The sequence below is a fragment of the Paraglaciecola arctica genome (genome assembly GCF_018861065.1).
GTDB classification, from domain to species: domain Bacteria; phylum Pseudomonadota; class Gammaproteobacteria; order Enterobacterales; family Alteromonadaceae; genus Paraglaciecola; species Paraglaciecola arctica_B.
On sequence record NZ_JAHKQO010000028.1, the window covers coordinates 66,449 to 84,910 of the forward strand.

Consider the following 18,462-nt stretch of genomic DNA (forward strand, 5'->3'; position numbering starts at 1 on the left):
AATTAACCGCAAACATTCATATAGTTTTCAGTTTCAAATAAGTAGTCGGTCCATGCAAAAAATGTCTCAAACACAATTCGATTTTATTGTTATAGGTGCTGGTTCAGCAGGCGCCACTTTAGCGGCTCGTCTGACTGAAAATAGCCAATTTAAGGTGTGTTTGATTGAAGCTGGAGGTGCGGATAAAAGTCCTTTTATTCATATTCCTTTTGGTCTGGCATTTTTATCCCGCATGACAAATTTGGGGTGGGAGTACGATACCGAGCCACAAACTCATTTAAATAACCGCAAGCTTTTTTGGCCAAGGGGCAAGGTAATGGGTGGCTCTAGTTCCCTCAATGCAATGTGTTACATTCGCGGCGTGCCTGAAGATTATAACCTTTGGAGTGAAATGGGAGCCAAAGGGTGGGATTGGCAAACAGTATTACCCTATTTCAAAAAGTCGGAAAAACAACAACATGGGGAAAGCGAACTACATGGCGCTGATGGTTACTTAAGTGTTAGTGACCTACGACATACCAACCCTCTTTCAGACTCTTTTGTTGCTGCAGCTCAGGACGCAGGCCTAGATAAGGTCACTGATTTTAATAGTACTAAACGTGAGGGTTTGGGTTTTTATCAAGTGACTCAAGAAAACGGCCAGCGCTGCTCTGCGGCTAAAGGTTATTTGTCTCCAGCCTTATCGCGCTCCAATTTAACTGTTGTTACTAAAGCGCTAGTTGAAAAAATTATCGTTAGTGATGGCGTGGCTACAGGGGTGCAGGCGCAAATTAATGGGGAATCGGTTGCCCTGACAGCGAGTAAAGAAGTGTTACTGTCAGCTGGCGCTATAAACTCACCACAAGTTTTAATGCTGTCTGGTATTGGACCTAAAAAACATTTGGCTGAAAAGGGGATTGAAACCATAGTCGATTTACCGGGGGTAGGGCAAAATCTGCAAGATCACCTCGACGCTATTGTTCAGCATCGCTGTAAAAGTCGCGAGAGTTATTCAATATCATTGGCACTCATTCCACGTTACGTTAAAGCCGCCTTTAATTATTTGTTTAATCGCAAAGGTTTGATGACCAGTAATGTTGCCGAAGCGGGTGGTTTTGACAGAACACAACACGCCGGTGACATTCCTGATATCCAATATCACTTTTTACCAGCGATATTGTTGAACCACGGAAGAACGACGGCCTTTGGTTATGGATATGGTGTGCATGTTTGTGGCCTTTACCCTAAAAGCCGAGGAGAAATCAGACTAGGTTCTAATAACCCAAAGGATCTGGCGCTAATAGATCCTCACTATTTAGAACACCCAGATGATCAAAAGGTGATGATTGATGGCGTTCGGCGGGCCAGAAAAATCCTCGCTGCTGCGGCCTTCGATAAATACCATTCTTGGGAAATCGGGCCTGGTCCAGAAGCACAAACAGATGAAGAAATTTTGGCTTTTATACGTAGAAAAGCCGAAACCATCTATCACCCCGTAGGTACCTGTAAAATGGGGCGAATTGAAGACACAATGACAGTGGTAGATCCCGAACTTAAAGTTAAAGGAATGAAAGGCTTGAGAGTGGTTGATGCCTCGGTGATGCCCACTTTAGTGGGGGGAAATACCAACGCTCCTACTATCATGATTGCCGAACGTTGTGCGGATTTAATTAAGCAAGATTATCAGTAACCTTTTATCAAAATCGTACTTAAATAAGGCAACGTTGCTAATTGAGATAGTATCTTAGAGTTAGATTGGTTATCTTTTCATTTATTCGCGTACTAATGGATAAGATAGATGTTAAGAACATCATGGTGTCTGTGTTTATTGCTGTTACTCAATGGCTGTGTTGCCACAAAAAATATCGAGCCAGAACAAGCATTATTGGTAACACCGACAGAAGAAGTTGAATGGCAAAGCGATTCTTTTGAATTAGTTAGGGTTCCTTCGCAACAGGAAATATTTGAATTAAGCGAAAAGAGTCAGAGTCACTTTTTAGATTATTATTATGCACAAGACAATGTTGACGTGGCAGGGCATAAGCATTTATACAATTATATCGATAATTTTTTAGATGGATTTGATTATAAAGGTGAAACCTTTAATGCAGATTTAGCCGCAAGGCAGCGCGCTGGTAATTGTTTATCTTTGGCTATCCTTACAAAAGCGTATGCTTCTCTTGTTGGCTTAGATATTGAGTTTAGAAAAGTAAACTCAGCACCGATTTATCAGAGAAATGCTGGTGTAATGACCATTTCCTCACATGTACAATCCCATTTGTATGCGCCTAAAATAGCCAACAATGATAAATACACCCTAAGTGTTCTTCGCTCAAAAATCATTATTGATTATTTTCCTACGTCAAATAGTTTTATTGGTGATTTGATTTCTGATGCGGATTTTTCTGCTATGTATTACCAAAATTTAGCCGCTGAGGCGATAGTCAAAAAGAATTTTGACTTGGCCTATTCACTATTGGACGCAGCAATGAAGTTGTCCCCCAACAACTCTGAAACACTTAATACCTTAGCTGTTTTGCATAAAATAACTGGCAACACTGCGCTTGCAGAATCCTTATATCTATATGAGATTCAAAATGGCAACCGTTCTGTTAGTTTGCTAAGCAATTATATTTTGCTGTTAGAACAAACTAATCGACCAGAAGAAGCGGCTTTGATGAAACTTAAATTTAAGGATGTTCGCGATGATAACCCTTATCGTTGGTATGATTTAGCTATCCAAGCGTATGCTCAACAAAATTTTTCTCAAGCGCTTAATTACTATGAAAAGTCTATTCAAGCCGCCCCGTATTTGCATGAGAGCTTCTATGGTCAAGCAAAAACCTATGTTCGCCTGGGTAAAAGACACCAAGCCAAAATCGCCATGAAAAAGGCTGTGTCCTTAGCGTTTAAACCAAGTGATGAACAACTTTATTTGGCGAAACTAAACTCGCTGACCCGAGAAAGCGACATGTAATAATGGCAGAACTGCTAAAAGATAAATACCCCGTAGAGGTCGCCGAGAAGATTAGTAAAATGATTGGTGAGGTACATCCAGCCTTTGATTCAGTCGGTTTTATTGCTCAAGTAAGCCAAGGGTATGAGCAACTGGAGTTAATGGCACGTGCCCGTAAAATTGCTTTCGCGTTAACGGCATTTTTACCTGCTGATTTTCAACAAGCACAAGAGATTTTATTGGCATCTTTGGATTCACCAGTAGAACTGGATGAAAACAATAGTGTTGCGTCGTTTTTATATATGCCCCATACCATCTATATCAGCGACAATGGCTTGGAATATTTTGATATTTCAATGCAGGCCTTGTATCAATTGACTCAAAGGTTTACTGCTGAATTTGCTATTCGACCCTTTATTCAACGTTACCCTGAAAAAAGTATGGCGCTATTAGCTGTTTGGGCTACTGACTCCAATTTACATGTGCGGCGCTTGGTATCAGAGGGCACACGTACTCGATTACCTTGGGCATCACGCCTACCCGAATATATTGAAGATCCTGCTGCGGTTATTCGTTTACTAGAGTTGCTCAAAAATGATCCCGAATTGTATGTAAGGCGTTCGGTAGCAAATAACCTTAATGACATAGGTAAAGATCACCCAGCGCTTTTAGCGGACATCGCCAAAAGGTGGCTCAAAGGAGCCTCGAAAGACAGAGAATGGTTAGTAAAACATAGCTTACGTAGCGCCATTAAACGTGGCGAACAAGGTGCTTTGCAGGCTTTAGGGTATGATGAAAAAGTAGACGTTAAAATTAAGAATGTCGCTATATCACCGGCTAAAGCCCAAATTGGCGAAGCCATTCAAGTGAGTTTTGACGTCGCCAATCTTGGGGATTTCATTACTGCTTTGATGGTTGATTTTTCGATCCACTTTATCAAAGCTAATGGTAAAGCCAACCCAAAAGTATTTAAGTTAAAAGCCGTTGAGCTTGCGCCCCAAAAGTCTCACAAGTTTTCAAAAAAGGTGTCACTAAAAGTGATGACCACTCGTACTTTATATTCTGGAACACACAAGGTTGAAGCTATCATTAACGGGCAAAATCATGGGATTGGCAGTTTTGAATTAGTGAGATAACCTGATGCGATAGTTACTCTAACATCAGGCTAATTGGTTATCTTTGGTGTGCCTAACACCACTAAGAGTTATTTTTCCCCTAGAAAATCAACTACAGTATCTGTGAAATCGGTAAACACACCGTCTACTTTCAATTGTTTAAACAACATTTGTAATGCCTGCTGTTTAGTTACATCATCTGGTAGTGCGTCTTTACGAAAAGTGTAGGGATGCACCTTAAGTCCAGCGCTATGTGCTTGGGCAACATAACCTGTCGATTGCATGGTTTTAAGATCGACCAATTGTGGTATCCAGGGTCCAATTCCTTGTGCGACTTTGGCAATATCTGCTAACCCTTGTGGTGTTTTTAACACATCATAATCGCTAGGAGACTCTGACCAATCATTCTCTGCAATCAACTGTATGAGTTTTACCTTTGCTCCTAGTTCGTTGCGCAATCGTTGAGTTTCAGAAAAATCAAAACATTGCAGGTAAATGTTTTTACTCCCATCATCGAGTTTATGTTTTCGTAGAACATTCATTACCAGTTGGCTAATGTCTATCCCTTGCTCTAAGTGCCAAGCAGGGGATTTTATTTCGGGGTAGAAACCAACAGTTTTGTCGAACTGACGATTGAGCTGTTGAATCAATTCAATTTGGTCTTCAAAGGATGCAATCTGAAACGACCCATCGCCTCGATAGCGTAGCGGAAATACCTGATTACCCTCTGCATCTTGACGCTCGTGTACTTTAAGGGTCTTTAGTTCTGCTAAAGTAAAATCTAATGCATAATATCTCCCATCTTTGCGTTTTCTCGATGGGAAAATTTGTTCAACGTTTGTAACAGTTTCAAGATGAATGTCATGCAAGACTATTAATTTTGAGTCTTTAGTTGCTACCAAATCTTGTTCAATATAATCAGCACCTTGCGCATAGGCTAAAGTAACGGATTCGAGGGTATGTTCGGGTAAATAGCCTGGTGCGCCCCTATGTGCTATTACTAAAGGTTTCGCGGCACCAACTTGGTTGCTAAGAATCATCATCAGCAGTCCTAAAATACATAATTTCATAATACTCACTTTATTTTCGTTCAATTAATTCGATTGCATAACCATCTGGATCACGTACAAAAGCGATGACAGATTTGCCCCCTTTTACGGGACCGGGTTTACGATAAACATCGCCGCCATGTTGCTCAATAAACTCACATAAGGTGTAAATATCATCAACAGCAATAGCGATATGCCCAAAAGCATCACCCATTTGATAACTGCCTTTGCCCCAGTTGTAGGTCAGTTCCAGAACGGTTGTATCTGTTTCTTCACCATAGCCGACAAAGGCCAAGGTATATTGATACTCTTTGTTTTCACTTTTCCTAAGCAGTTTCATACCCATGAGTTTGGTGTAGAAATCAATTGAAACTTGTAAATCTGCCACCCGTAACATAGTGTGCAATAAACGCATAAGGTTTCCTTTTTGAATGAATTTGCAGGTCTTTAGGTTAACAACTCGTATTCTTGATAACTAAACTGCAAGCATACAATAATAAGCCATGAATATGACAATTAGACGTGGATTGCCATCTAAGCTCAATTTGTTTTTGGTGGTAACTCTTATTAGAAGCGGGTACTAGGGTTGAGCAAATAGAACAGACGGAAATAGCCTAAAGACGCCAAACATAATGTTAAACCAAGAGTGTGATGTCTGAAAAAGAAGCTAAACGTCTTGCTAGATTTGAGTGGCAAAAGTCGGTAAAGTAAAAATAAGCAATTAACTGTAGAGTCAAATTTTAACAAGACAACGGTGTGCCAGCTGCATTTTCGTTTACGCCATCTTTGTCGCTGTCGGTGCTCATTTTAACTCTACCTTGCAAGGTAATAGACAGTGAACGAGCATATTTTGCTTCTTTATCTTTGTGACAAAGCAAAATTTCATTGGCTAGATTGGCTTCCCCAGTTTCGGAAAATTTAATGGTATCGTTGGTGTTGGTCATCAAACTCGTTTCAGATGTGGCACTCACTGAAACTAATAATTCTTCATCCTCACCGCGAATTTCGTTATCGTCACTGTCGATAAATACAATTTTGGGCTTGTTCCAATCTTCAGTGCAAACAGAATAATCGTCCGATGGACAAACAACAACTTGGGCTTGTTCGTCTATTGCATGGTGCCGTGCATACTGGATTAATGAGCTTATTTCATTGATCTCAGCCACAATTCGGTTTTTTATTAAGATGCTTTGAATACTTGGGGTAACAAATGCAAGTATTATGGCAACAATGGAGACAGTGACCATTAATTCGACCAAAGTCACACCTTTTTGTTGTTTCACTTTAAATACTCCAGTAATGAGATACTTAAGATAAACTATTTTTGAAAAATTAGGGTATGAAATAGTTACCAAAGGTTAGGATTAACATACACATGTTGCTAACATTAGGCCGTAGCTATTTTTGAGTTAAAAGTTAAACAAAAATTTTAATGGGAGTTAACGGCCCAATTGCAGTTTTTGGTTAGTATGACATTAATGAGGGAAAAAATGCAGACGAGTACTGTGATAGAACAAATGCGGGTATTACCTGAAATTGATGTTAATTATGAAGTTGAGCGTCGAGTAAGTTTTATTAAATCTCAACTGATTAGCAGCGGTTGTAAAGCTTTAGTCTTGGGTATTAGTGGTGGGGTAGATTCTTGTACATTAGGGCGCCTAGCGCAGCTTGCAGTGAATGAGCTAAATCAACAACAAGCGACAGGCTATCAATTTGTGGCAGTAAGATTGCCATACAATGAACAGGCTGATGAGGCAGATGCCCAAGCGGTAATCCAATTTATTGAGCCAAGCCAAAACCTCGCAATTAATGTCCAGCCAGGCGCCGATGCAATTGACCAACAAACTCGTGTAGCCCTTGAAGCTAACGGTTTGCTTCCTAAAAGTGAAACTAAGTGCGATTTTGTTAAAGGCAATGTGAAAGCCCGAACTCGCATGGTTACACAATACCAAGTAGCCGGACTGCTTGATGGATTAGTATTAGGTACCGACCACTCCGCTGAGAATATTACGGGTTTTTATACTAAATATGGCGACGGCGCCTGCGATCTTGCGCCATTATTTGGCCTCAATAAACGTCAAGTTAGACAACTTGCCGAGTTTTTAGGCGCCCCAGACCATATTATTCATAAAGCCCCAACAGCAGATTTGGAATCATTAGCCCCTCAAAAATCAGATGAACAGGCGCTGGGCATGACTTATGACCAAATAGATGATTTTTTAGAAGGCAAGGATGTTTCCCTCGATATTGCTGAGAAGTTGCTCGCTATATTTGAGAAGACTCAGCATAAACGAGTTCCAATTCCTACCATATATGATTGAAACCGAGTATTAACAAGCCATATTAATTGAGATCTAAGATGAAAAAAATTGAAGCAGTAATTAAACCATTCAAAATGGATGATGTTCGCGAAGCTTTGTCAGAAATTGGTGTGAGTGGCATGACAGTCACTGAAGTAAAAGGTTTTGGGCGCCAAAAAGGGCATACAGAGTTGTATCGCGGCGCTGAGTATAATGTAGACTTTTTACCTAAAGTGAAAGTCGAATTGATCGTTGCAAATGACCAAGTAGACCGGTGTATAGAAGCTATTATGAATACCGCTAAAACTGGAAAAATAGGTGATGGAAAAATATTCGTATGTGATGTAGAGCGCGTGATACGCATCCGAACCGGCGAAGAAAACGAAGACGCTGTTTAACGCAGTTATGCAGTAGTTTGTCGATAATTATCTGGTTTAAAAAAAAAACTGAAATAATTAATACCACTCTTTGGTCTGATGTTTTGGAACCAGACAATAGTATTAAAACAACAATTTTTATCGACTACTTATTTTAAAGGATACTCATTATGCAACAAATTAAAAAAACATCTATCGCTACAGCGCTTGGAGCAGTGGTTATCGGCTCTCTTGCTTCTGTAAGTGTGCAAGCCAATACTAACCCATTTACTGTTCAGTCTTTAGAATCTGGCTTTATGCAGAGCGTCGACGAAGGCAAATGTGGTGAAGGTAAATGCGGCGGTGACAAAGCTGAAAAAGCCGCGAAAACCATGAAAGAAGGTAAATGTGGTGAAGGCAAATGCGGTGGCGACAAAGCTGAAAAAGCCGCGAAAACCATGAAAGAAGGTAAATGTGGTGAAGGCAAATGTGGCGGTGATAAAGCCGAAAAAGCCGCTAAAACCATGAAAGAAGGCAAATGTGGTGAAGGTAAATGCGGCGGTGATAAAGCGGATAAAGCTGAAAAAGCCGCGAAAGCCATGAAAGAAGGTAAATGTGGTGAAGGTAAGTGTGGCGGAGACAAAGCCAAAAAAGCCGCGAAAACCATGACAGAAGGTAAATGTGGTGAAGGCAAGTGTGGCGGCCAAGCCTAAGTTGCTAGTCAATTAGCAAATAAATTATCAAAACAAAAAGGTCGGCGAATGTCGGCCTTTATTTTAGAAAACAATCGGGGTAATCAATCTAATGAACAATAAACACCTAACAGGAGTTGGATTGGGATTGCGTCGTGAAATGCTCGAAGAATTATTACCTCATATCCCTAGTTCAGTAGATTTTTGGGAAGTCGCTCCTGAAAACTGGATCCCACTTGGAGGCAAATTTCAGAAAAACCTTAATCAATTTACCTCCAGTTGTAATTTTGTTTGCCACGGTTTATCTCTGTCTATCGGAAGCCCTGCGCCGCTAGATGTGAACTTTGTTAAAAGTGTTAAGAGTTTCTTAGATCAACATGATATTTTGTACTACAGCGAACATTTAAGTTACTGCTCTGGTCAAGGTCATATGTACGATTTGATGCCGATCCCCTTTACAGAAGAAGCGGTTAAACATGTGGTTGAGCGTCTTAAACAAGTACAGGATATTATTGAACGACCATTGTTGTTAGAAAATGTGTCTTATTATGCCGCACCAGGGCAAGAGATGACCGAGCAAGAGTTTACCTTGTCGGTTTTAAACGAGTCTGGTTGCTTAATGTTACTAGACGTAAACAATATTTATGTGAATTCAATTAATCACGGTTACGATGCTGAAGAGTTTTTGTGTGCCATGCCATCAGGTAAAATTGTTTATGGACATATTGCAGGGCACTATGATGAAGCCGAAGATTTAAAAATTGATACTCACGGTAGTGACGTCATTGAGCCTGTTTGGCAGTTATTAAAAAAAGCCTATGAAATACATGGGGTATTTCCCACTTTATTAGAACGAGATTTTAATATTCCCCCCATTAACGAGTTGTTATTAGAAATGGAAAAAATTAGAACAGTTCAACAACAAGTTCAACAACACACCATGTCCAATAAACCGACTAAAAAATTGTCTGCCTAGTGAATTCTTTCATAGAGACTCAACATGCGTTTATGCGGCATATTAAAGATCCTGAAGCATCCCCTTATGAAGGTGATATTGAAGATCGACGTTTAGCGATTTATCGGGAGCTATTTTTTAATAATATATTGGGGTTTTTAAGTTCAGGATTTCCAGTACTTGAAAGTTTGTATTCACCACAACAATGGAAAGAATTGGCGCGAAAATTTTTTAGTGAACACCAATGCCGTTCACCTTACTTTATCGACATTAGTAAGGAATTTGTAGAATATCTAAGTAGTGAATATGAACTCAACGAGTCTGATCCTATATTTATGCGAGATTTGGCTCATTATGAATGGTTGGAGTTAGATCTTAATGTGCGTCAATCGGTACAATCAGCGAAAGCATGGGATGGGCACGCCGAGGTTACTGCCGTTAGCATGTCTGAATTAGCTACATTAGTGAGTTACCAATATCCAGTTCATCAAATTGGTCCAGATTTTTGTCCAAAAGAGGCCGGCGAAGTGGTGTATCTAGTGGTGTACAGAGATAGCTCGGACGAAGTCAATTTTACTTTGGTGAATGCTGTTTCAGCGCATTTATTAAACACTATATCGCAACAAGAAGTGGCAACTGTTGATTATCTTAACCAAATAATGATTGAGGCTATGCCGCAACTTGAGACTCAACAAATAATAGAATCAGTCAAACAAGTCCTACAAACCTTACTTCAGCAAGAGATTTTGCTTCCCGAAAACTAATCTACGTCAATCACCTGTCTTTTTAGGGCTATCAATTTATCGAACTTTGGATTAACATCTCGCCTTCAATTTTGTTGTTAATTAAGGGGTGTTCCCCTTCACGTTTGGAGTGCAATAATGCAAGATGATAACAGTCCTAATGACCCGTTTAGCTGGGGTTATTTGATTGCCGCCGTAGGTACCTTACTAGCGTTACCTCTGATGCATGTCATATTGGGTTGGTTCGTTTTTTACCTCTAATATCCGCAACTAATCTACTTATCCTATTATTAAATTACGGGGAAATTCGTGTCCGCCGAATATATAAAATCGGTTATTAAAACCGTTCCTAATTACCCAAAACCAGGGATCATGTTTCGAGATGTGACTTCTGTGTTAGAAGACCATAAAGCTTATTCAGCGACCATTGAACTCTTGTTGAAGCATTACGCGCCAATGGGGTTTGATAAAGTTGCTGGTACCGAAGCCCGTGGCTTTTTGTTTGGTGCGCCTTTAGCTATTGAACTGGGTATTGGCTTTATTCCAGTGCGCAAGCCAAACAAATTACCACGAGAAGTGATAAGCGAAAGTTACGAGCTTGAGTACGGTACCGATTGTTTAGAAATCCATAAAGATGCAGTGAAACCCGGTGAAAAAGTATTAATGTTAGACGATTTGTTAGCAACCGGTGGCACCATGATCGCCACAGCTAATTTAATTAGAAGTCTAGGTGGTGTCGTAGAACACGCCGGTTTTGTTATTTCTTTGCCGGATCTAGGTGGAGAGCAAAAACTCATCGATTGTGGTGTCACCAGTTTTTCAATTTGTGAGTTCGAAGGCGAGTGATCAATTAATATGGGTTATCAAGTTTTAGCAAGAAAATGGCGACCTAATCGTTTTGGCGAATTAGTTGGGCAAGAACATGTTGTCACCGCTATTTCTAATGCACTTGATAACGATAGATTACACCACGCCTATTTATTTACTGGCACACGAGGTGTAGGTAAAACTACCATTGCGCGAATTTTTTCAAAAAGTTTAAATTGTGAGCAAGGTTTAAGCTCTACGCCATGTGGACAGTGCAGTACCTGTAAAGAAATCGAGAACGGTAACTTTATTGATTTACTTGAGATCGATGCGGCGTCACGTACGAAAGTTGAAGACACCCGCGAATTATTAGACAACGTCCAATACAAACCTAGTCGCGGGCGTTACAAAGTCTATTTAATTGATGAAGTCCATATGTTGTCAAAGCATAGTTTTAATGCTTTGTTAAAAACCCTTGAAGAGCCACCTCCCCATGTAAAATTTTTACTGGCGACTACTGATCCACAAAAACTCCCTGTTACGATTTTATCTCGTTGTTTGCAGTTTAACCTTAAAGCATTGTCGCGCACTCAAATCAGTCAGCAATTGGACTTTGTGCTCTCTGAAGAGGGCATTAGCAGTGACAAAGAAGCGCTAAGTCAACTAGCTAGAGCGGCCCAAGGGAGTATGCGCGATGCATTAAGTTTGACGGATCAAGCAATAGCGCAAGGCAATGGCGTAGTGTCTTTGCAAATCGTGACAGATATGCTTGGGTTAATGGATAAGAACTTAGTGCTCAAACTAGTGCATGCTGTGGTGAAAAAAGACAGCCCAGGTGTGATGCAACAAGTCGAGAGCATGTCTGAGCAAGCCCCTGATTTTGGGTTGGTTTTGTCTGAAATGATGAGCCTGTTGCATCAAATTGCATTAACGCAGTTTGTACCTGATGCGTGCAAATTAGAAACGATATCGGCCAGAGCTATTTTCCAACTTGCGAAATCAGTACCGGCTGAACAAATTCAATTGCTTTATCAAATTGCTCTAACAGGTAAAAAAGACTTGCCCCACGCAGCAGATCCTAGAACCGGTTTAGAAATGACCTTGTTACGTATGTTGGCGTTTTGTCCAAATAACCTAAAGTTGGATGCGTTAGATGTTGCAACGCGCACCCCAGAAGTTGAAATGGCTGCGCAACTGCCGGCGAGTCAAGCTATTCACTCTGATGACATTGTCGAAAACGTTAAAGTAAAAGAATCGTTTGCATCTGATGAACCTGTTGCTAAAGACTCCGGTGAACCGCAACATCATCAACAAGCTGATACAGAGTTAGAATCGCAAGGTAGCTCTATAGAAACAACCGTAGAACCTGAGCAATTACAACAGCAGCAAACGGCAGACAATCACTCAGCTTCCCATCAAACTGCAGATAGCGATGATTTAGATGCACAACAGCAAGATATTATGCAGCAAGCGCAGGATTATGGTCATCAACCAATGGATTATGATCAATACCAAGCCGTTTCTATGGACGAGCAGCCTAGTGAAGCATTTAGTGGTGAATATCAAGGGCCTGACTTTGACAGCTCAACCCTGCAGCAACCGGCACCTGTAGACGAATCCCAACAGGTTGTTGATGCTAAACCTAGCACTTCGACCGCTGATCTAATTGCGCTTCGTAATAAACTTAAACAAAGTCAACGTGAAGAGGAGGAAGGGGCTGCACAGGTAAAAAAGTCTGAAAGTTCGACTATTCCTAATTTAGTTTCACCTAACTTAGCCTCATCTAATCCCGCAGTATCTAACCTTGCGATGACGCGCAACCAGAATGATCAGGTCAATGGCCTGCAAGAAAACAGCAATCAAGTTGACGAAATTCAAGCTCAGCCACAAGTCGCAGCTCAAACCTCTCCACTTACCACAGAGCTTGAAGTATCTGCAATCAACACTAAGGCAGAGCCAGCTGAGAGTAGCAAGCCTCCTTGGGCTGTAGAAGGTGAGCCAGCGACTGAAGTAGAAAACATCCCAGCAGTGACTACTTCTGGTTATCCAATAGAGAGTCCCTTTGCTGCAGAAAAAGTCATTGAGAAAGCCGAAGTATTTGACTCTAGCGCACATCTAGATGAAGAGAATGTTGGTGATGTAACCATAGAAATATCGGCATTTTTACCGGATAAACAAAAAGTCCTGAAGGCCCAGCAAGTTGATGCGTGGAGTAAGTTAATTGAAGATATGCAAGTTACTGCGTTGACCAAACAGTTGGCTTTGCACTCTGCTTTTGATAAGCAAGGAAATATTGTCAAATTAACCCTTTTAGACACTAAAGCGCATCTAATTTCAGAGACCGCCCAGCAACAGCTTAAACAAGCGCTGTGCGTAACACTTAATGAGTCTATTGAACTTGAAATTAAGCTAGGGCAACCCATTAATACTCCTTATGCTTTGCAACTTAAGGTTAATCAAGTACGTAACGAATACGCTCGCGAAGTGGTAAAAAATGATCCTGGCATCCAATTGTTACAACAACAGTTTGCAGCCAAGGTTGATGAACAAAGTATTCAAGCTAGATAAGCAACTAACAGTAGTTAGTTATCACAGAAAAAGAGAGACAGATTATGATGAAAGGTGGAATGGCTAACATGATGAAGCAAGCGCAACAAATGCAAGAGCGCATGCAAAAAAATCAAGAAGAACTAGCCAAAACAGAAGTCACCGGAGAGTCTGGTGCGGGTCTAGTTAAAGTGACTATGACTTGTAATCATGCAGTACGTCGTGTTGATATTGACCAAAGCTTGATGGAAGACGATAAAGAAATGATTGAAGATTTAGTGGCGGCAGCATTCAATGATGGTGTAAGACGTGTTCAAGAAACCACTAAAGAAAAAATGGCTGATGTGACAGGGGGAATGCCTTTACCTCCTGGGTTTAAGATGCCTTTCTAGAATAATTTACCGCACGCTTAAGCCAAGTTTATAACAGGTGAAAAATGCAGTTTAGCCCCTTAATTAAAGAATTGATTGATGCCTTTAAAATTTTGCCTGGTGTTGGACCTAAAAGTGCCCAGCGCATGGCATTTCATCTATTGGAACGTAATCGTCAAGGGGCATTGCAGTTAAGCCACGTATTGCATAATGCGATGGAACACGTCAAACATTGTGAACAGTGTCGCACGTTCTGCGAAAATAAATTATGTGAAATTTGTGCCAATCCTAAGCGTTTAGAAAATCAAATATTATGTGTGGTTGAGTCCCCTCAAGATATGTTGGCAATTGAACAAACCTCTGAGTTTAAAGGCCGATATTTTGTTTTGATGGGGCATTTGTCTCCTATTGATGGTATTGGTCCTGCAGATATAGGGTTAGATAAGTTGTCATTAATATTTGAAAATGACGATATTAAAGAGGTCATTCTTGCGACCAACCCTACAGTAGAAGGGGAAGCAACGGCACATTACATAGCACAAATGTGTAAAACTAAAGATATCCAAGCTAGCCGTATCGCTCACGGCGTGCCTGTAGGTGGTGAATTGGAATTTATCGATGGCAATACATTAACTCATGCATTCGCAGGACGTAGGAATTTAATTTAGGAGCTTGGCTAACGCTTTAGACTGCCTATCGCTATTAGCAAAAAGCAACAGAGGAGAACAAAACGTCTAGGAAAGATTGAATGCTCTCTTAAGTCTTGTTAAAAATGTTTATACAGATCTTCAATTAGTCTCGTAATTAACCCAAAGTAGTAGGGCAGACCTAAATATTAGAGTGCAGCGTAACCTCACGTGTTACCAGCGATCATAGGGGAAAATATGAAAAATGACATAGACAGTAAGTTTGTGTTGTCGGTATTTGAAAAAATGCGTCAACACGGTGAAAAACAGCAAGAGAGTTATGTTTTAGGTGGGTTAAAGGCCTTTACTGATTTTGATGGTTACACGCTGTTTATTGAAGATGCTTTAGTGCATTTGCGTTTTGGTTTTCATAATCAATACGATTTTGAATATGCTAAGGAAGAGCATTTCGAACAATTTATAAAAAAGATGACAACAATAGACCAAAACTACTAGTTTCCACGGACATTAAAACTATTGTGAAATTCGGGTGTTCTCCCTAGGTGCTTATCACTTAGTCATGGTTTATGACTCGTGAACACTGTGTTCCCGCAAAGCTTTCATTAGCAAATTTGCTTGCTGCAAACATTAATATAAACTACTGTATAAAAAAACATGTCATTCAGTTTATTATGCGTCTCTTTATTGCCGAAAAACCCAGTTTAGGTCGGGCGATTGCCGAAGTTTTACCCAAGCCTCACAAAAAGGGGGAAGGGTTTATCACAGCCGCCAATGGCGATATCGTCAGTTGGTGTATTGGCCACTTACTCGAACAACAACAACCAGAGGCTTATGATCCCGCGTTTAAAAAGTGGACTCATGAACATTTGCCGATTATTCCACAACAATGGCAGTTGGGAATTAAAAAACAAACTGCCAAACAGTTAGCGGTTTTACGTAAGTTAGTAAAACAAGCCGAGCAATTGGTGCATGCTGGGGATCCCGATCGAGAAGGTCAACTGTTAGTAGACGAAGTGATTAATTTTTTGGGTGTCACAGGCACTAAAAAGAATACCGTGCAACGTTGTTTGATTAGTGATTTAAATCCCTCAGCAGTAAAAAACTCACTGAACAATTTACGCAATAATCGAGACTTCATTGCTCTTTCGACTTCAGCCTTAGCGAGATCTCGTGCAGATTGGTTATACGGTATAAATCTCACTCGTGCTTATACATTGCAAGGTCAAAAAGCAGGATACAATGGAGTGTTATCGGTAGGGCGAGTACAAACTCCTTTGTTGGGGTTAGTGGTGCGCCGTGATCAGGCCATAGCTGATTTTGTGAGTAAGGCATTTTATGAAGTGTGGGCAAATCTAGAAACCAAACAAGGCCAAGGTTTTAAGGCAAAATGGCAGCCCAGCGAACAATGCGCAAAATTTTTAGATGAGCAAGGGCGTAATTTGTCTCAGGCGTTAGCCCAAAATGTCGCTAGTCGTATCAGCGGGCAACCAGCGCAAGTTGTAAGTGTAAAACGTGAGCATAAAAAACAGCCAGCACCATTGCCCTATAACTTGTCGGCGTTACAAATAGATGCCAGCAAAGCTTTTGGAATGAGTGCAAAGCAGGTACTAGATATTTGCCAAGATTTGTATGAGCGCCAAAAGTTAATCACTTATCCCCGTTCTGATTGCCGATATTTACCTATGAGCCATTTTAAGCAGGCTAAACAAGTTCATGCTGCGGTGTTATCAAATAGTCAAAATTTAGGCCAGCAAGGTAAACTGTTAAGTGATGCGCGAGTGGATCTTGGTCGTCAATCTAAAGCGTGGAACGATAAAAAAGTGGATGCCCATCACGCAATCATTCCTACCCAAAAAGTCACTAATAATTTGTCCGCTAATCATGCCAAAATCTATGCTTTAATTTGTAGAAACTACTTGGCACAATTTTTAGCTGCCCATGAATTTTATGGGGTGCGGGTTGAGGTCGAGATAGGTTCAGGCTTATTTACAGCGGTAGCAAAAGAGTTAATTTGTGATGGTTGGAAGTCTATTTTTGTAAGGTCAGTAAAAGCAACCGTCCATGATAACAACGGTAATACGCAGCAATTGTTACCTAAGTTAGAGGAAGGCCAAGAGCTCAAGTCTTTAGATGCAGAGGTTTCTGAAAAATTTACGTCAGCACCCAAAGCGTACACAGATGCTAGTTTATTGGCTGCCATGACGGGGATCAGCAGCCATGTAAACGACCTGCAATTGCGTAAAGTTCTCCGCGAAACAGACGGTTTAGGGACCGAGGCGACGCGAGCAGGTATTATTGAGTTACTTTTCTCTCGGGGGTTTTTAACTCGAACAGGTAAAACAATCACAGCTACACAAACAGGTCGTAGTTTGATTGAAGCACTACCAGAGGTCGCAACCTATCCAGACATGACTGCTCGTTGGGAAGCCGAGCTATCTGCAATCAGTGAAGGTAAAAGCCAGTACAATAAATTGATGATCCCGCTGCAACAACAGCTGCATAGTTTAGTTTCTCAAAGTTTAGGTGTGTTACCCAAAGGGTTGTCAGGGTTAGGTAAGAAAAGTTTTCGTAGAAAACCTATGACTAAGGGGAAGGTAGGTAGAAGCAGATAGGTGCGTATAGAAGTAGATAGGTACAGATAGTTGCAGGTGGAAGCAGATAAAGGCGGGCAGGAGTAGGTGAAGGCACTTGAGCATTTTTTGTTATGGGCAAGTGCCTTTAGTTAACCTGCTAGATGCTGAGATCCATTAGATTGTAATCTTTCATTTGTTCTATTGATTCATTGTTCCACTTTAAGACAATATCTTTGTTTGCTAGTGGTTTATAGGTATAGGGAGTTTCATTTGGATAGCGCTGATGCCGCGCGTCTATTGCATACCCAATTGCCATTGATCTTTTTTCTATAAATTTTTCGTCGAATACTGCCGGTTCAGCATGTATTCCGGCACCTTTCACATTGAGCACTGAGGAGCGACGATGGAAGCCGAAGTTGACCGTTATTCTGGGTTCGAATCCGGTATTCGCAAATGAGCCATGGACAATCTGGCGATTGCAAATTATGACGTCTCCGGGATTGCAAATCAGTGGTACCGCATTGGGCAACCTTTCACTGCCGGCATCAGCCACCAATTTCTTTATGTCTATGCGGCCCAGTTTATGTGTTCCAGGGATAACCCAAACGCCATTTACGGCTGTGCTTCCGTAAACTTGTGCCATGAAATTAAATCCATGAATTGTTTCATTAAAATTTGCGGCGTCCCAATGTGTATCGCCGTCTTGATGCCAAGAAACAGCAGCACCTAACCCTGGCTCTTTTATAAATAAACATTCATGAAACGGCGCGAAATCTTCTCCATTAATTTGCTCGGCAATTTTTAACAATTGCGGGTGGCCATAAGCCCTCAAGCAAGCTTCTGAAAATTGTAGTGACCCTAACAATACAAAAGGAGACTCTGAAGGCGCATCGTCGGCCGCTTTGGGCTCGAAAAGTTTAACCTGATGTCTACCATTGGCAATGGGTGTGCCACCTAGTGGATCTCCAAGAGGTTTAGCCCAGAGTAAATTTGGCGCTTTACAATCTGTACCTAAGCCCGGCTCATTATAAGAATTTAATTTGGCATCACTGGCCACAGGAAAACGTCTTTTTAACTCATCGAGATCAGCTTTGATATCGTCTATTTCATCTTGCTCCATGACATTTTCAAATATGTAAAAGCCGTATTTAGAATAGGTTTCTAAAATATCGCTGTGCAAATTTCCGTGGTTGTCGAATTTGATGGGTCCACGGTTTTCTAGTTCAAGCGCTTTTTTTTGCCCTTCAAGTAAGTACTGTTTCATTTGTGATGCCTGCTCACCGTAATGTGCTGCACAGGCGTCAATGGATTTTTGAATATCTAGAGAGACCATATAATTTCCTATCTATATTGATTTTATGTTGCATTAAAT

Annotated in this window: 19 protein-coding genes; 15 read left to right on the forward strand and 4 right to left on the reverse strand. The window is 40.8% G+C overall.

The genetic code is table 11. The annotated features are described in order from the left end of the window. Positions 1 to 52: 52 nt before the first annotated feature. The 3 genes from KO534_RS10585 to KO534_RS10595 all read left to right on the forward strand — a co-directional run bounded on the left by KO534_RS10585 (position 53) and on the right by KO534_RS10595 (position 4,071). Entirely contained in the window at positions 53 to 1,669 is a 1,617-nt protein-coding gene (locus KO534_RS10585) for a GMC family oxidoreductase (RefSeq protein WP_215929624.1), read from the forward strand. Between the two features lie 108 nt (positions 1,670 to 1,777). Then, the gene (locus tag KO534_RS10590) at positions 1,778 to 2,956 is read left to right on the forward strand and encodes a tetratricopeptide repeat protein (protein WP_215929625.1); all 1,179 of its coding nucleotides are present in this window, start codon (positions 1,778 to 1,780) and stop codon (positions 2,954 to 2,956) included. Between the two features lie 2 nt (positions 2,957 to 2,958). Beyond that, positions 2,959 to 4,071 carry a DNA alkylation repair protein gene (locus tag KO534_RS10595; protein WP_215929626.1) on the forward strand — a complete coding sequence of 371 codons (1,113 nt, stop codon included), beginning with the start codon at positions 2,959 to 2,961 and terminating at the stop codon, positions 4,069 to 4,071. A gap of 68 nt (positions 4,072 to 4,139) precedes the next feature. Here the strand turns inward: KO534_RS10595 and glpQ are convergent, their stop codons facing one another. The 3 genes from glpQ to KO534_RS10610 form a co-directional block, all read right to left on the reverse strand. Further along, positions 4,140 to 5,120: a glycerophosphodiester phosphodiesterase gene (gene glpQ / locus KO534_RS10600; protein WP_215929627.1), complete on the reverse strand. Its 981-nt coding sequence runs from the start codon at positions 5,118 to 5,120 to the stop codon at positions 4,140 to 4,142. A 10-nt stretch (positions 5,121 to 5,130) separates the two neighbouring features. Next, positions 5,131 to 5,514 carry a lactoylglutathione lyase gene (gene gloA, locus KO534_RS10605; RefSeq protein WP_215929628.1) on the reverse strand — a complete coding sequence of 128 codons (384 nt, stop codon included), beginning with the start codon at positions 5,512 to 5,514 and terminating at the stop codon, positions 5,131 to 5,133. Between the two features lie 325 nt (positions 5,515 to 5,839). After that, entirely contained in the window at positions 5,840 to 6,382 is a 543-nt protein-coding gene (locus tag KO534_RS10610) for a GspH/FimT family pseudopilin (RefSeq protein ID WP_215929629.1), read from the reverse strand. Between the two features lie 207 nt (positions 6,383 to 6,589). Between KO534_RS10610 and nadE the strand changes: the two genes are divergently transcribed. From nadE to KO534_RS10665, 12 genes are all read left to right on the forward strand, one after another. Beyond that, on the forward strand, positions 6,590 to 7,420 hold the full coding sequence (nadE, locus tag KO534_RS10615) for an ammonia-dependent NAD(+) synthetase (RefSeq protein WP_215929630.1): 831 nt from the start codon (positions 6,590 to 6,592) through the stop codon (positions 7,418 to 7,420). 38 nt (positions 7,421 to 7,458) lie between these two features. Next, complete coding sequence (gene glnB, locus KO534_RS10620; protein WP_215929631.1) at positions 7,459 to 7,797, forward strand: nitrogen regulatory protein P-II; 339 nt, start codon at positions 7,459 to 7,461, stop codon at positions 7,795 to 7,797. A gap of 149 nt (positions 7,798 to 7,946) precedes the next feature. Next, a complete protein-coding gene (locus tag KO534_RS10625; protein ID WP_215929632.1) occupies positions 7,947 to 8,468 on the forward strand; it encodes an HvfA family oxazolone/thioamide-modified RiPP metallophore in 522 nt (173 codons plus the stop codon). A 91-nt stretch (positions 8,469 to 8,559) separates the two neighbouring features. Then, positions 8,560 to 9,423: an HvfB family MNIO-type RiPP peptide maturase gene (locus tag KO534_RS10630; RefSeq protein WP_215929633.1), complete on the forward strand. Its 864-nt coding sequence runs from the start codon at positions 8,560 to 8,562 to the stop codon at positions 9,421 to 9,423. Beyond that, positions 9,423 to 10,166, forward strand: coding sequence for an HvfC family RiPP maturation protein (locus KO534_RS10635; protein ID WP_215929634.1), 744 nt, complete (start codon positions 9,423 to 9,425; stop codon positions 10,164 to 10,166). Before KO534_RS10630 ends, KO534_RS10635 begins: the two co-directional genes overlap by 1 nt. A 117-nt stretch (positions 10,167 to 10,283) precedes the next feature. After that, positions 10,284 to 10,406: a hypothetical protein gene (locus KO534_RS23610; RefSeq protein ID WP_289848896.1), complete on the forward strand. Its 123-nt coding sequence runs from the start codon at positions 10,284 to 10,286 to the stop codon at positions 10,404 to 10,406. A 48-nt stretch (positions 10,407 to 10,454) separates the two neighbouring features. Next, a complete protein-coding gene (apt, locus tag KO534_RS10640) occupies positions 10,455 to 10,991 on the forward strand; it encodes an adenine phosphoribosyltransferase (protein WP_215929635.1) in 537 nt (178 codons plus the stop codon). A gap of 9 nt (positions 10,992 to 11,000) precedes the next feature. Then, complete coding sequence (dnaX, locus tag KO534_RS10645; protein WP_215929636.1) at positions 11,001 to 13,520, forward strand: DNA polymerase III subunit gamma/tau; 2,520 nt, start codon at positions 11,001 to 11,003, stop codon at positions 13,518 to 13,520. 41 nt (positions 13,521 to 13,561) lie between these two features. Beyond that, positions 13,562 to 13,891 (forward strand): YbaB/EbfC family nucleoid-associated protein, encoded by a 330-nt coding sequence (locus KO534_RS10650; protein WP_215929668.1) that lies wholly within the window; start codon positions 13,562 to 13,564, stop codon positions 13,889 to 13,891. A gap of 44 nt (positions 13,892 to 13,935) precedes the next feature. After that, entirely contained in the window at positions 13,936 to 14,538 is a 603-nt protein-coding gene (recR, locus tag KO534_RS10655; protein ID WP_215929637.1) for a recombination mediator RecR, read from the forward strand. A gap of 216 nt (positions 14,539 to 14,754) precedes the next feature. Next, positions 14,755 to 15,012, forward strand: a complete 258-nt coding sequence (locus tag KO534_RS10660; protein ID WP_215929638.1) for a DUF3081 domain-containing protein — start codon at positions 14,755 to 14,757, stop codon at positions 15,010 to 15,012. A gap of 176 nt (positions 15,013 to 15,188) precedes the next feature. Further along, positions 15,189 to 17,129: a DNA topoisomerase III gene (locus KO534_RS10665; RefSeq protein ID WP_215929639.1), complete on the forward strand. Its 1,941-nt coding sequence runs from the start codon at positions 15,189 to 15,191 to the stop codon at positions 17,127 to 17,129. 118 nt (positions 17,130 to 17,247) lie between these two features. Here the strand turns inward: KO534_RS10665 and KO534_RS10670 are convergent, their stop codons facing one another. Then, the gene (locus tag KO534_RS10670) at positions 17,248 to 18,423 is read right to left on the reverse strand and encodes a phytanoyl-CoA dioxygenase family protein (protein WP_215929640.1); all 1,176 of its coding nucleotides are present in this window, start codon (positions 18,421 to 18,423) and stop codon (positions 17,248 to 17,250) included. Between the last annotated feature and the right edge of the window lie 39 nt (positions 18,424 to 18,462).

Bases quoted from the DNA above. Each gene is read 5' to 3' on its own strand.
- KO534_RS10585 (WP_215929624.1), top strand. From the start codon at position 53: ATGCAAAAAATGTCTCAAACACAATTCGATTTTATTGTTATAGGTGCT.
- KO534_RS10590 (WP_215929625.1), top strand. From the start codon at position 1,778: ATGTTAAGAACATCATGGTGTCTGTGTTTATTGCTGTTACTCAATGGC.
- KO534_RS10595 (WP_215929626.1), top strand. From the start codon at position 2,959: ATGGCAGAACTGCTAAAAGATAAATACCCCGTAGAGGTCGCCGAGAAG.
- glpQ (WP_215929627.1), bottom strand. From the start codon at position 5,120: ATGAAATTATGTATTTTAGGACTGCTGATGATGATTCTTAGCAACCAA.
- gloA (WP_215929628.1), bottom strand. From the start codon at position 5,514: ATGCGTTTATTGCACACTATGTTACGGGTGGCAGATTTACAAGTTTCA.
- nadE (WP_215929630.1), top strand. From the start codon at position 6,590: ATGCAGACGAGTACTGTGATAGAACAAATGCGGGTATTACCTGAAATT.
- glnB (WP_215929631.1), top strand. From the start codon at position 7,459: ATGAAAAAAATTGAAGCAGTAATTAAACCATTCAAAATGGATGATGTT.
- KO534_RS10625 (WP_215929632.1), top strand. From the start codon at position 7,947: ATGCAACAAATTAAAAAAACATCTATCGCTACAGCGCTTGGAGCAGTG.
- KO534_RS10630 (WP_215929633.1), top strand. From the start codon at position 8,560: ATGAACAATAAACACCTAACAGGAGTTGGATTGGGATTGCGTCGTGAA.
- KO534_RS23610 (WP_289848896.1), top strand. From the start codon at position 10,284: ATGCAAGATGATAACAGTCCTAATGACCCGTTTAGCTGGGGTTATTTG.
- dnaX (WP_215929636.1), top strand. From the start codon at position 11,001: ATGGGTTATCAAGTTTTAGCAAGAAAATGGCGACCTAATCGTTTTGGC.
- recR (WP_215929637.1), top strand. From the start codon at position 13,936: ATGCAGTTTAGCCCCTTAATTAAAGAATTGATTGATGCCTTTAAAATT.
- KO534_RS10660 (WP_215929638.1), top strand. From the start codon at position 14,755: ATGAAAAATGACATAGACAGTAAGTTTGTGTTGTCGGTATTTGAAAAA.
- KO534_RS10665 (WP_215929639.1), top strand. From the start codon at position 15,189: ATGCGTCTCTTTATTGCCGAAAAACCCAGTTTAGGTCGGGCGATTGCC.
- KO534_RS10670 (WP_215929640.1), bottom strand. From the start codon at position 18,423: ATGGTCTCTCTAGATATTCAAAAATCCATTGACGCCTGTGCAGCACAT.